Here is a 12,930-nt window from a genome sequence, read left to right as displayed (position 1 = left end):
GGTGACACCGGGCGGGCGGTCATGGGGGCCGCCCGCCCGTCGCCTGCGGCAGACTGACCGGGTGAAGCGAGAAGCGCTCGGGGTCGCCGTCGCCGGTTTCGGCTGGATGGGACGTGTGCACACCCAGTCCTACCTGCGGGTGCTGCACCACTTCCCGCAGCTCGGCGTGCAACCCGAACTGGTCACCGTTGCCGACGAGGTGCCGGGCCGCGCCGCTGAGGCCGCCGACCGGTACGGCTTCGGCGCCGCCACCCTCGACTGGCGCGACCTCGCCACGGATCCGCGGATCCGTGCGGTGAGCATCGCGGCGCCGAACTTCCTGCACCGCGAGATCGGGGCCGCACTGGCCCGGGCCGGCAAGCACATCTGGATCGAGAAGCCGGTCGGCCTCGACGCCGCCGACGCCCGCGCGGTCGCCGACGCGGTCCGCGCCGGCGGGGTGCAGGGCGCCGTCGGCTTCAACTACCGCAACGCCCCGGCGGTGACCGCCGCCCGTGACCTGATCGCGGGCGGGGAGATCGGCGCCGTCACGCACGCCCGGTTCCGGCTCTTCAGCGACTACGCCGCCCATCCGGAGGGGGCGCTGACCTGGCGGTTCGAGCGGGCCCGCGGCGGCAGCGGCGTGCTCGCGGACCTGGCCGCGCACGGTGTCGACCTGGTACGCCACCTGCTCGGCGACATCGAGGCGGTGGTCGCGGACACCGCCGTCTTCGTGCCGCGGCGGGCCCGGCCGGTCGGCGCGACCGCCGGGCACACCCGCGCGACCGGCGGTGAGCTCGGCACGGTGGAGAACGAGGACTACGTCTCGAGCCTGCTGCGGCTCGGGTCTGGGGCGCGGGTCGTGCTCGAGGCCAGCCGGATCGCGGTAGGGGACCAGAACAACTACGGCTTCGAGGTGCGCGGCACCCGGGGAGCGGTGTCCTGGGACTTCCGGCGGATGGGCGAGCTGGTGGTCAGCAAGGGCGACGTATACCAGGACCAGCCGAGCATGACCATCTACGTGGGACCCGGCGACGGCGAGTACGCCGCGTTTCAGCCGGGCGCGGGCATCGCCATGGGCTACGACGACCTGAAGGTGATCGAGGCCTACCACTTCCTGCGCTCGATCGCCGAGGGCCGGCCCTACGGCGCCACCATCGACGACGCGGTGCGCAGCGCGGTGGCGCTGGACGCGATGGCCCGCTCGGCCGAGAGTGGCTCCTGGGTACGCCTGGACTGACCCTCCGCCGGGATCGATCAGGCGGTCGCCGGGGCGCGGCGACCGGAGCGGGCGGGACGGGCCTTCGGCGGCAGGGCGAAGCGGGCCGCCTCCGCCTGCGCCTCGGCGGCGATGACCTCGTGCCGCAGGCTGCGGACCGCGGCGGTGGCGACGCCGGCGGCCTGCCAGGCGGCATCCTCCGCGTTCAGGCAGGCCTGGTATGCCGCGAACCGGTGGGTGACGGCGGCGCGGGCGATCGCGAGCTCCTGCAGGAACGGGTGCAGCGTCGGGTCCCAGCCGTTGCGGTGGGTCAGCGCGTCGAGCAACTGCGTGTCCGACAGGTCGCCCCGCCGGTGCGCGGCCTGCGCGGACCGGCGCAGCGCCCGGGCCCGCTCGGCGTGCTCGTCCCGGTCCGCCGCGCCGGCCGGTGTCGCGTAGGCGGCCGCGCCGCGAGCCCGGGTCAGCGCGGCGTCCGCGTCCTGGTAGGCCTGCCACGCCTGCTGCGTGCGGACCTGCGCCTCCTGGCACTCCTCGCGCCGGCGCTCGGCCGTGTTCGCCGCGCCCTGTGCCGCTACCGCGATCTCCTCGGCGTAGCGGATCGACTCCGTGGCCGCCGCGGCCCGGCGCTCGGTCTCGGCGCGTCTCCGCTCGGCCGAGTCGGCGAGCCAGGCCGAGATCTGGCGCGGGCGGAAGACGCCGCTCGGCAGGGCCAGGACGGCGAGGGCGAGCAGGGCGAGCAGGATCAGGGTCGCCCAGATGGCGGCCGCCGCCCGCCCGCCGTCCCCGGCGAGGAGCGCAAAAGCGAAGTCCATGAATTCTTCCTTGTCCACCGGTCGTGCCACTCAAACGATGTGGGGCGTGACGAGACCACCCGCCGTCGATCGGGCCGGCTGGCCAGGCGTGGCGGGGCGGTCAGGCGGATCGGGGCGGTGCGCGCGGCCCGGTGGCCGCCGTGCCGACCTGGTCGGCGAGGATCCGGGCGCGCGGCGAGGCGCCGGCCGGGGTGCCATCGGCCGGCGCGGCCGGCGGCGGGGGAGCGGCGGGCTCGGCCACCGCAGCCGTCTCGGCGGCCTTGGTGACCGTGGCGGATGTGGCGGAGGCGACGGGCACCGGTCGCGGGTCGGCGGCCGGGCCGGCCGCGGCCGGCACGCCGAGCAGCGCCGCGAGCAGGAGGGAGGCGACGAACGGCAGCCGCGCACACCTCATATCCACGGTAGACAACCTAGCGGGCGAAGAGGGAGTCATGCATCTCCACGGCTCGATAGGTGATCCAGCCAACGTTCCGCCGCGGCGCTAGAGCTGTTCCATCCGCCGGATCTCGCTGCCCTGCTCCACCGCCATCTCGTTGGCCGTCTCGTAGAGCACCTGGTCGGAGCCGCCGCCCAGGACGTCTCCGGCCATCTGGATCGCGCCCCTGTGGTGCGCGGTCATCATCGCGACGAACCTGCGGTCGAACTCGGCGCCGCGGGCGCCGGCCAGCGCCGCGAGATCGGCGGGCGTCTGCATGCCGGGCATCGTGCTGTGGTCGTGCGACGCGTCGGCCTCGGCCAGCTTGCGGTCCCGGAGCCAGCGCTTCAACCAGGTGATCTCCGGGCCCTGCGCGGCGCTGATCCGCGCGGCCAGGGCGCGCAGCCCGGCGTCGCCGGCGCGCTCCGGCGCCAGCGCGGCCATCTCGAGCGCCTGCTCGTGATGCACGATCATCATCTGCACGAACGTGACATCGATGGCGTTGTAGGTCGAGCCGCCGAGCGAGCCCACCTGATCCGAGTCGGTCACCCGGGCGGACTCGCCGGGCTTGCCGGGCAAGATCACCCGGGCCGGCGGCGCGCTCGCGCTCGGCCGCGGCGCGGCGGCCGGCCGGTCGTCGCCCGAGCGGACGGCGAGCACCGCCGCGCCGGCCGCCAGGACCACCGCGGCCGCGATGAGCGTGTATGTCCTTTGCCGACTCATCGAATCCCTTCGTGCCGGTAACAAATACCCCCGCGCCCAGCCCCGGGCAACTACTGTAACGACCATGATGAATGCGCACCGGCAGTGACACCATCCTGCCCCTCGGTGCGCCACCAGTCGGAAGGAGCTTCATGAAGCACTCTGCCTCACGAGGGCGGCAGCTCAAGCGCCTGGCCTGTCTCAGCGTGGCAACGGTCCTGCTCGGGCTGTTGACGGCACCCTCGAGCGGTATGGCGCAGGCACCTGCCGGCCCTGGCACCCCGCCCGGCGTCGACGAGGTCGCGAGCACGCCGAACATCAAACAGGTCGCTCATCTGCCGAAGACGGGCCCGTTCGCCAGCTCCTTCAACACGGACTGGGCCTTCAAGGGCAAGTACGCATACGGCGGCAACTACAACGGCTTCACGGTCTACGACATCAGCAACCCGAAGGCGCCGGTCGTCGCCGCCCAGGTGGTCTGCCCCGGCTCGCAGAACGACGTCTCGGTCAAGGGCAACCTGCTGTTCCTGGGCACCGACTCGCAGCGGACGAACGACTCCTGCGACAACGCCGCCTCCACGTCCGCCGCGCCCGGCGACCGCTGGGAGGGCATCAAGATCTTCGACATCAGCGACCCGCTGACGCCGGCGTACCTCAAGTCGGTCAAGACCGCCTGCGGCTCGCACACCCAGACGCTGGTGCCGGGCAAGCGCGGCGACAGGTCCGTCTACCTGTACGTGTCGTCGTACAACCTGGCGGCGGCGGACCAGCCGAACTGCGCGCTGCCGCACGACAAGATCTCCATCGTTCGGGTGCCGCTGTCCAACCCCACGGCCGCGGCCGTGGTGGCGACGCCGGTGCTGTTCCCGGACGGTGGCTACGGCGGTGGCACGCAGGACCAGTCCCCGACGACCGGCTGCCACGACATCACCGCGTACCCGGAGAAGGACCTCGCCGCCGGTGCCTGCATGGGTGACGGCGTGCTCTTCGACATCTCCGTGCGTACCGCGCCGAAGGTGATCACCTCCGTGCGCGACACCGTGAACTTCGCCTTCTGGCACTCGGCGACGTTCAACAACAACGCCACCAAGATCGTCTTCACGGACGAGCTCGGCGGCGGCGGCGCGGCCACCTGCAACCCGACGATCGGCCCGAACCGCGGCGCCGACGCCATCTACGACATCGTCGGCAGGGGCGCCAAGCGCAAGCTGGAGTTCCGCAGCTACTTCAAGATCCCGCGGACCAACACCGAGAACGAGAACTGCGTGGCGCACAACGGCTCGCTGATCCCGGTGCCGGGCCGCGACATCATGGTGCAGGCGTGGTACCAGGGCGGCGTCTCGGTCTGGGACTTCACCAACTCGCGCAAGCCCAAGGAGATCGCGTACTGGGAGCGTGGACCCATCTCGGCCACCAGCCTCGTGCTGGGCGGCTCGTGGTCGGCGTACTGGTACAACGGCTACATCTACTCCAACGACATCGTCAAGGGCCTGGATGTGCTGCAGCTCAAGGACCGGCGTACCAACTCGGCCCGCTGGGCGCACACGGATCTGTTCAACGCGCAGACCCAGGACAACTACCGCCACTGGTGACACCCGCGTGAGTGTGGGCCCGGCCTCTTCGCGAGACCGGGCCCTCCGCGTCTGGCAGTGTGATCGGACGTGGACAACCTCTGGCTGCAGAAGATCTCCGAGAACCCGGGCCATTCGCGCTGGTACATCGAGCGGTTCCGGACCATGGCGAAGGACGGCGTGGATCTGGCCGGCGAGGCCCGCCTGATCGACGCGATGGTCCCCCGCGGATCCCGGATCCTCGACGCGGGGTGCGGCGCCGGCCGGGTGGGTGGCGCGCTCGCGGCCCGCGGCCACGACGTCACCGGCGTCGACCTCGACCCCGAGCTGATCGCGGCCGCCGAGGAGGACCACCCGGGCCCCGCCTGGCGGACCGGCGACCTGGCCGAGCTGGACCTGCCGGACCGCTTCGACGTGATCGTCTGCGCGGGCAACGTGATGACCTTCGTCGCCCCGGGCACCCGCGGCGAGATCCTCCGGCGCATGCACGCCCACCTCGCCGACGGCGGCCGCGCGGTGATCGGCTTCGGCGCCGGCCGCGGGTACCCGTTCGACGAGTTCCTGGTCGACGTGGCGGCCGCCGGCCTCGCGCCGGACGTCCTGCTGTCCACCTGGGATCTGCGACCGTTCTCCAGCGCGTCGGACTTCATGGTCGCCCTGCTCCGGCCCGCCTGAGCGGCCCGCGCGGGCAACGGACGGCGGCTCTACCCGGCGTACCTGGATATCGACGAACGTCTGACGAATGAGGCGGCCAGGGCGGGCAACATTCGCCGAGCCAGATCAGCGGGCATGCGACTGATTGCTTCGCCCTCCGGCGTGTTCGAGAGATCCGCCGTCCGCACGGAACGCAATCGACTGTCCGACTCGTCCTCGATCAGCGCAGCAAGATTCAATGCCGCATCGGAGAATCTAGAGGTCTCGCCCTTGATCTTGTCGATTAGATTCGGAAACTCATGCTCGAAGTTCGGATAATGGACGACCAGCATGGCAAGGACTTCTGGCGATATCTCTATCTGGGAACCGATGCAGAACCGTAGGACGCGACTCGCGATGTCGTAGGGCACCTCGGTGCCGTGCTGAGCAATAACCGCCATTCTCAATCGTAGAAGGTCCTCCGGTTCGTTCTCCAGCGAGTCGATGGGCGGGAACTCTCTGTCGACACGAGCGTTGTCGATTGAATGAGGATCATTGTAGGAATAGAGTAGGGACAACGATCGAACGAGCTGGTACGCGGCCCTCGGTTCAGCAAGGCCGTAGGAGTGGGTCCCGTCCGGCCGGGCCACGGCCCGACCGGACGAGAGTCGTACGGCCGTCTCCGTGTCCAGGGCCACCATCTGCACCAGATCCTCGTAGATGGCGGCCACGCCCTTCCAGCTGACGATGGGATCGGAGGGCTCGCGCACGGTCAGGCGGTCGATCAGTGGGCGCCACTGGTTCGGCTTCAAGACTGCCACCCACAGGCGCACCTGCGATTGCCACCAGGACTTCACGTCGACATTGGGCGGACACAGCCGGGATATCGGGACGGGGGAATGCGCCATCCCGAGTCGCATGGCAACGATATTCGCGGTGTAGATGGCGATACGCTCCACCACCGTGTGACCAGGTATGGAGTAATCGGAGTGCCGGCCCTTGGTCCACCGATCGTGGGCGATCGCGGCGAGGTGCTCCAACACGCTCGCAACGGCCGTGTCGTCGGCGACAAGCTCGATGAAGAACCCGAGGACGTGCGATCCGTACCCGACTATCACCCGGTGCGACAAGAGGGCGAACAGTAGATCGTCATCCCAGGGCTGAAACGCCGTACGATGCTCACGCGCCGTGGCCGCGTCTCGAAGCAACCCGACAATATGGTGGGCGACCAGGTAGTCCCCGAACGTCGCATGCAGAAACTCGTAGCTGCGGCCGGCGGCGCCACCTTCCGCCTCAGAGGTGTGAACGAAGAAGAAGCGGCCGACCACCCGACGGGCCGGATCCAGCGTGCGACCGATGTCGCGGCTCTGCGGCGCGGCAAGCGGGACGGGCGGGGGCAGTGCGCGTAGGTCTGCGGTCAGATCGCTCTCATTCAAGTACTGCTGTCCCCGATTGAGCATGCCGAAGGCGACCAGGCCGAGTTTCCACAGTTCCTCCGTGTACCGTTCCTCGTCCGTCAGGTGGGCGCTACCCCGATCGGGTCGGACCAGCTCTCGACGGACAAAGTCGTCGAGCAGCGTGCGGTAGAGATCCGCCGGAGTCTCATGGGGCGGCAACTCCCGTTCGGAGGCGACGATCGCCAGCAGAAGGAGTAGGAGCGGCTGACGAGCCAGGTCGCGGTACTCGCGCAGCGTCGTGGATTCCATCGCGTGGAGTTCGCCACGAGAGATCGCTGCGGCGTTGGCCTCGGTCCACCTCTCGACCCACATGTCGATCTGCCGGTCGGTGAACTCTTCCAATTTGATGATGAGACATCCCGCCGGAATGGCGGCTACGTCGGCGACGACCGTGCGTGACGTCACGACGACCGCCACCGGGCCGCTGGAAGCCGCCTCCGTGCGCTGAAAGTCCATGACATTTCTCAGATATCTGGACTCGGTCGCCCCGGTCGCCTGCATCAGCTCGTCGAGGCCGTCGATGAGCACGACCCGGACTGTCTTATGACTGGCCTCACACAGCGTCGGCCATTCCACTCTGCCATGAGTGGATTCGCGGAGGACGTCCTCGATCTGCTTGTAGACGCTTGCGGACGGGTCGGGGACGTCGCGCAGCGGAACCCGCACAGTGATCAATGCGTCCGTGGCCGAGAGTCGAGCCGCGCAAACCTTGGTGAGAAGGCTCTTTCCGCTGCCGGGATGGCCGAGCACCACCAATGGTCGCGTCGCCGATTGCGGGGACGCGAAGTGGGCGGCCAGGAACCCCGAGAGGTCCGTTCCCTGTGCCTGTTCCTTCCACCACGTTTCCTGCGATGGATGCGAGCCCTGGCTCATCACCGCCCAGCGGAAGCGAGGCTCGACATATCCACGTTCGACGGTAGGCGCCCGTATGGCGGTAGTTTGAGTGTTCTCATCGAGATCCACGATGTGACGTGCGAGGACGGCTCGGTTGATTCCGATGAGCGCATTTCGCGCCGCGGCGGCCGGCGCCCGCACCGCGCTGACGAGCGTGCCGACAAGCTCTTCCAGGCGGCCCAGCGCGTTCTGCTCGGCATCGTGCTCGCCGAAGAGCGCCCAAATCTTGAATTCCGGCAGCTCGGCGGCGAGCGCGTAATACTCCGCGCGGTAGCGCTCGGCTGCTCGGTCGACGATCTGCCGTGCGAGCGGCCGCCGCGGTTGGTGCCGGCCACCGAAGTGCCGCTCCCAGGGCTCCAGGCCGCTGAAGAAGTGGAGGCAGCGGTCGGCCAGACCCTCATGGTATGGCCGAATCTCGGCGCTGAGGTTGGATTGAAAGCCGCGGCCGGCCCATGGCAGCGAGATTTCGACTCGAAGCAACTGGTGGACTGCGCTCCGGAACGCATCGTCCGGTTGGGAGGCTCCGACCAGACGTTCGAGCTCGGTGTCGGTCAGTGCGAGTTCCTCGAACAGCGGACCGGCAACCTCCTTTAGCGCCGCGAGGAAAGACCCGGTCACCAACGCGCTGTGTGTCGCGGCGAGCAATTCGTGTCGCTGATGCCCGACGGCTTTGCCCAACTTCTGGCGACCCAGGTCCACCAGCTCATCCAGGCGGGTCACCAGCTCGTTCTTCTGGTCTATCCACCCCCAGGCGACGATCATCCACGGTTGTCCGGTGACGAGACCGATCGGTCCGGCCGCAAGGATGCCGGCGCCGAGCAGCCGATCGAGGACCTTCACGGCCTTGGATCGTTTACCGAGCAGAAGTTCGCGAGCCGTCTCGAGGGTGTACAGGGAGCCAGCCATGACGTTCGACATTAGACGAACGCTCGACCAGGCCTGAGTCGAGTTTCCGACAACGGATACGTGCCCCCGATGAACCCATCACTTGTTGTTCATGCTGAAGTGCATGTAGTCCTTGAAGCTGTTCCACCGGCCGCCCCAGTGGAATCCCTGGTCCGTGAAGGCCCGGACCGCGCCGGTGCTGTGCATCATGCCCCGGCGGTACTGCTCCCGCAGTTGGAAACCGGTGCCGCCCGTGCCGCGGACCATCGGGTTCTGCACCGGGTTGACGTCGACGGCCTGGCCGTACGCGTGCTGGGACCAGGTGCTGCTCCCGCTGACCCGGCGGCAGCTGTACGCCGCGGTGACCGTGCCCATGTCCGAGATGTAGGGCGCGTTGAGCGCCATCGGGCTCATGCCCTGGATCCGGAACCGCATCCGGTAGAGCGCCTGGAACGCCCGCTGGGTCCGGGTGGCGATGCTCTGGTGCACCACGATGCTGCCCTGGTGCGAGACGCCGTAGAAGTCGATGTAGGTCACCCACACCTTGCGCAGGTCCGCGGGCTGGACCGGACATTTGTCCTTGGCGTCCCAGTTGATGGCGGCGGGCGTCACCGTCTCGACCGACGAGCGCCAGCCGCTGAGTCGTCCGGCGGGCGGCTTGGCCAGGTGCAGGACGCCGTCGACGCTGGGCTGGTTGGGCTTGAGGATGCCGTTCCAGGCGCGCAGGTCGCGTCGGCGGAGCCCGTGTGCGTTGGCGATGCTCTTGATCGTCTCGCCCGGCCGCACCACGTGGTGCGGCGGTGCCGCGGCGGCGGGCGTGAGTGCTGCGGGTGTCGCCGCGGGGGCCGGCGCCGGCGCGGCGGGCGCGGGTGCCGGCTCGGGTGTCGGCGGGGCGACGGGCGTCGGTGTCACGGTGGGTGCCGGCGTTTCCGCGGCGGCGGGGGCCGGCGTGACGAGGGGCTGGGCGGTTGCGAGGAACAGGGCGCTGAGAAATGTGGGCAGCCGTTTCACACGCACCATTACGCTATGGATCAACGACGAAAGTGGGCAAAACCCGAGAAATCCTCACACACCGAGCGGTCCACCATGAGACTCGGCTCGGGGCGCGGCGGATGCGCCTATACGGATGGGTGGCGGCGCCACCCCTTCGGGTGGCCCGGCGGCGCGCTACCGTTCCTGAAGCAGGTCGCTGAGGAAGAGGTGTATCGCGATGAGCGCTGAGAAGGCCGTACTCGCCGGAGGCTGTTTCTGGGGGATGCAGGACCTGATCCGTAAGCGGCCCGGGGTGATCTCCACCCGGGTCGGCTACACGGGCGGCGACGTGCCCAACGCCACCTACCGCAACCACGGCACCCACGCGGAGGCGATCGAGATCACCTTCGACCCCGCCGTGACCTCGTACCGGGAGCTGCTCGAGTTCTTCTTCCAGATCCACGACCCGTCGACCGTCAACCGGCAGGGCAACGACATCGGCATGAGCTACCGCTCGGCGATCTTCTACGCCGACGACGAGCAGAAGCGCGTCGCCGAGGACACCATCGCCGACGTTGACGCGTCGGGCCTGTGGCCGGGCAAGGTCGTCACCGAGGTGACCGCGGCCGGCCCGTTCTGGGAGGCCGAGCCGGAGCACCAGGACTACCTGGAGCGCATCCCGGACGGCTACACCTGCCACTTCGCGCGTCCAGGCTGGAAGCTGCCCCGCCGCGCGGGCTGATCGCCGGAGCCCACCGATACTCTGCATGCCAATCAGGCCGGATCGCAGAGTGGAGACCGTTGAAGGTGAGCGTCAACAAGCGCCAGATCGTGCTGGTGGCCGGCGTTGCCGTCCTGATCCTCGGTGGACTGGCGGTCGGCCGGGCCGCCCGGGACGAGGGTCCGGGCACGCTCGACGATGCGGCGACCCGGGCGTGTGAAGACTTCGCCGCCGGTGTGGACGATGCCCGGACCAAGACCGAGCGGCTCGCCCTGGCGGACAAGGTGAACAAGTCCTCGGCCGAGAGCGACAACGAGGCCATCTCGGAGAAGGCGGCGGCGATGGGCCGCAGCGCCAACGGCAGCACCCGGGAGTGGCAGGCCGGCGCCGACGGTTTCACCCAGGCCTGCCGGGACGCCGGCTGGGCCTGACCTCTGACGTACTTCCAAGCCGCTACCGGGCGCCCGCCCGGTAGCGGCTTTTCCATGCCTGCAATCTACCGCCATCGATTGACATAGTTTGGAGTCCAGATTTAGTCTGCGCCGGTAGTTCACCTTCGGAGGGAGAATCATGGCCGGGTTGCGCAGATTTCGGTGGCGGCTCGGCCTGGTCGTGGGCGGCACCGCCGCGCTCCTCGCGGGCCTCGTCGTCGGCGCGGCCGACGCTCAGGCGGCGGCGGGCTGTCGCGTCGCCTACTCAGCTCCGAGTCAGTGGCAGGGCGGCTTCACGGCGAACGTCACCGTGACCAACCTCGGCGACCTGATCAACGGGTGGCAGCTGGGCTGGACGTTCCCGTCCGGGCAGACGGTCACCCAGGCCTGGAACGCGACGATCACCTCGTCCGGCAGCCAGGTGACCGCCACCAACGTCGGCTACAACGCCGCCATCGCCACCAACGCGTCCGTCTCCTTCGGATTCAACGGCGCCTGGGCCGGCAGCAACACCGCGCCGGCGTCGTTCACGCTCAACGGCACGGCCTGCACCGGAAGCGTGCCCTCCCCGACGCCGACCACCAGCCAGCCCTCGACGCCACCGCCGGCCGGCAACGCCATGGCGGAGGTGGCCGCGATGCAGCCCGGCTGGAACCTGGGCAACTCGCTCGACGCCACCGGCGCGGACGAGACGTCGTGGGGCAACCCCCGGGTCACCGAGGCGCTGCTCGAGGGCATCAGGGCGCAGGGATTCAAGAGCATCCGCATCCCGGTCACCTGGGGCCAGCACCAGGGCGCGGCCCCCAACTACGCGATCGAGGCGGCCTACCTCAACCGGGTCAAGGAGGTCGTCGACTGGGCGCTCGCGGACGGCTTCTACGTGATGATCAATGTCCACCACGACTCCTGGCAGTGGATGGCCGCGATGCCCGGCGACCGCGCAACCGTGCTGGCCCGGTACAACGCGATCTGGACCCAGGTGGCCGGGGCCTTCCGCGGCTCGTCGGCCAAGCTCGTCTTCGAGAGCGTCAACGAGCCGCAGTTCACCGGCAGCTCGGGAGACGCGCAGAACGCGGCGCTGCTCGGCGAGCTCAACACGTCGTTCCGCACCATCGTCCGCAACTCCGGCGGCGGCAACGCCACCCGGCTGCTCGTCCTGCCGACCCTGCACACCTCGGCCGACCAGGCCCGGCTCGACGAGCTGGCCGCGACGTTCACCGCGATGAACGACCCCAACCTCATCGCGACCGTCCACTACTACGGCTACTGGCCGTTCAGCGTGAACATCGCCGGCGGAACGCACTTCGACGCGACGGCGCAGAAGGACCTCACCGACACGTTCGACCGCGTCTACAACACCTTCGTCGCCCGCGGCATCCCCGTCATCATCGGCGAATACGGCCTGCTGGGCTTCGACCGGCACACCGGCACCATCGAACAGGGCGAGAAGCTGAAGTTCTTCGAGCTGTTCGGCTACCAGGCCCGGGCGAAGCGGGTCACCACGATGCTCTGGGACAACGGCCAGCACTTCGGCCGTACCTCGTCGCAGTGGTCGGACCCGGAGCTGACCGCCCAGATCAAGTCGAGCTGGACGACGCGCTCGGGAACGGCCTCGACGGACCAGATCTTCAACGCCAAGGCGTCGGCCATCACCAGCAAGACCATCACGCTGAACCCGAACGGCACGACGTTCACCGCGCTGCGCCAGGGCGGCACCAACCTGGTCCGGGGCACCGACTACACCGTGTCGGGCGATCAGCTCACGCTCACCGCGTCGGCACTCACCCGGCTGACCGGATCGCGAGCGTACGGGGTGAACGCCGTCCTCTCCGCCCAGTTCTCCCAAGGCGTCCCGTGGCGCCTCGACGTCATCACCTACGACGTGCCCGTACTGCAGAACGCGACCGGCACCACGAGCTCCTTCGCCATCGGCAGCGGGTTCCGCGGTGATCAACTGGCCACGATGGAGGCGAACTACGCCGACGGCAGCAACGCGGGTCCGCAGAACTGGACCCCGTACAAGGAGTTCGACCGTACGTTCGCGCCCAACTACAGCGCCGACACGATCACCCTCACCTCGGACTTCTTCGCCGAGGTGAACGACGGTGCCCGGGTGACGCTCAAGTTCCACTTCTGGAGCGGCGCGGTGCTGACCTACTACGTGACCAGATCGGGGAGCTCGGTAACCGGCTCGCTGACCTAGCGGCGATAAGCGTTGACATGAATCGATGGATCGACT

11 protein-coding genes are annotated in these 12,930 nt (G+C 69.1%); 6 read left to right on the top strand and 5 right to left on the bottom strand.

Going from position 1 to position 12,930, the window contains the following annotated elements:
• The first annotated feature begins 61 nt into the window (after window positions 1-61).
• Window positions 62-1,219 (top strand): Gfo/Idh/MocA family oxidoreductase, encoded by a 1,158-nt coding sequence (locus AB0B58_RS38065; RefSeq protein WP_360234643.1) that lies wholly within the window; start codon window positions 62-64, stop codon window positions 1,217-1,219.
• Window positions 1,220-1,236: 17 nt separating this feature from the next.
• Here the strand turns inward: AB0B58_RS38065 and AB0B58_RS38060 are convergent, their stop codons facing one another.
• From AB0B58_RS38060 to AB0B58_RS38050, 3 genes are all read right to left on the bottom strand, one after another.
• On the bottom strand, window positions 1,237-2,010 hold the full coding sequence (locus AB0B58_RS38060; RefSeq protein WP_360234640.1) for a hypothetical protein: 774 nt from the start codon (window positions 2,008-2,010) through the stop codon (window positions 1,237-1,239).
• A gap of 100 nt (window positions 2,011-2,110) precedes the next feature.
• Entirely contained in the window at window positions 2,111-2,410 is a 300-nt protein-coding gene (locus AB0B58_RS38055; protein WP_360234637.1) for a hypothetical protein, read from the bottom strand.
• Window positions 2,411-2,491: 81 nt separating this feature from the next.
• Window positions 2,492-3,148, bottom strand: coding sequence for a DUF305 domain-containing protein (locus tag AB0B58_RS38050; protein ID WP_360234634.1), 657 nt, complete (start codon window positions 3,146-3,148; stop codon window positions 2,492-2,494).
• A 230-nt stretch (window positions 3,149-3,378) separates the two neighbouring features.
• Between AB0B58_RS38050 and AB0B58_RS38045 the strand changes: the two genes are divergently transcribed.
• Together AB0B58_RS38045 and AB0B58_RS38040 are read left to right on the top strand one after the other, a co-directional pair.
• Window positions 3,379-4,719 (top strand): hypothetical protein, encoded by a 1,341-nt coding sequence (locus tag AB0B58_RS38045; protein ID WP_360234778.1) that lies wholly within the window; start codon window positions 3,379-3,381, stop codon window positions 4,717-4,719.
• A 144-nt stretch (window positions 4,720-4,863) separates the two neighbouring features.
• Window positions 4,864-5,373 (top strand): class I SAM-dependent methyltransferase, encoded by a 510-nt coding sequence (locus AB0B58_RS38040; RefSeq protein ID WP_360234775.1) that lies wholly within the window; start codon window positions 4,864-4,866, stop codon window positions 5,371-5,373.
• Between the two features lie 29 nt (window positions 5,374-5,402).
• On the opposite strand, the gene AB0B58_RS38035 is transcribed toward AB0B58_RS38040, so the two are convergent.
• Window positions 5,403-8,600: a hypothetical protein gene (locus tag AB0B58_RS38035; protein ID WP_360234631.1), complete on the bottom strand. Its 3,198-nt coding sequence runs from the start codon at window positions 8,598-8,600 to the stop codon at window positions 5,403-5,405.
• A 66-nt stretch (window positions 8,601-8,666) separates the two neighbouring features.
• Window positions 8,667-9,578: a M15 family metallopeptidase gene (locus tag AB0B58_RS38030; protein ID WP_360234628.1), complete on the bottom strand. Its 912-nt coding sequence runs from the start codon at window positions 9,576-9,578 to the stop codon at window positions 8,667-8,669.
• Between the two features lie 199 nt (window positions 9,579-9,777).
• On the opposite strand from AB0B58_RS38030, the gene msrA reads away from it, so the two are divergent.
• The 3 genes from msrA (at window position 9,778) to AB0B58_RS38015 (ending at window position 12,894) form a co-directional block, all read left to right on the top strand.
• Window positions 9,778-10,281: a peptide-methionine (S)-S-oxide reductase MsrA gene (msrA, locus tag AB0B58_RS38025; RefSeq protein WP_360234625.1), complete on the top strand. Its 504-nt coding sequence runs from the start codon at window positions 9,778-9,780 to the stop codon at window positions 10,279-10,281.
• Window positions 10,282-10,346: 65 nt separating this feature from the next.
• Window positions 10,347-10,691, top strand: coding sequence for a hypothetical protein (locus AB0B58_RS38020; RefSeq protein ID WP_360234622.1), 345 nt, complete (start codon window positions 10,347-10,349; stop codon window positions 10,689-10,691).
• Between the two features lie 148 nt (window positions 10,692-10,839).
• On the top strand, window positions 10,840-12,894 hold the full coding sequence (locus AB0B58_RS38015; RefSeq protein WP_360234619.1) for a cellulase family glycosylhydrolase: 2,055 nt from the start codon (window positions 10,840-10,842) through the stop codon (window positions 12,892-12,894).
• Window positions 12,895-12,930: the final 36 nt, after the last annotated feature.

Origin of the sequence: Actinoplanes sp. NPDC049118 (assembly GCF_040648555.1) — a bacterium.
Taxonomy (GTDB): Bacteria; Actinomycetota; Actinomycetes; order Mycobacteriales; family Micromonosporaceae; genus Actinoplanes.
This window is presented reverse-complemented; position numbering and strand designations above follow the sequence as displayed.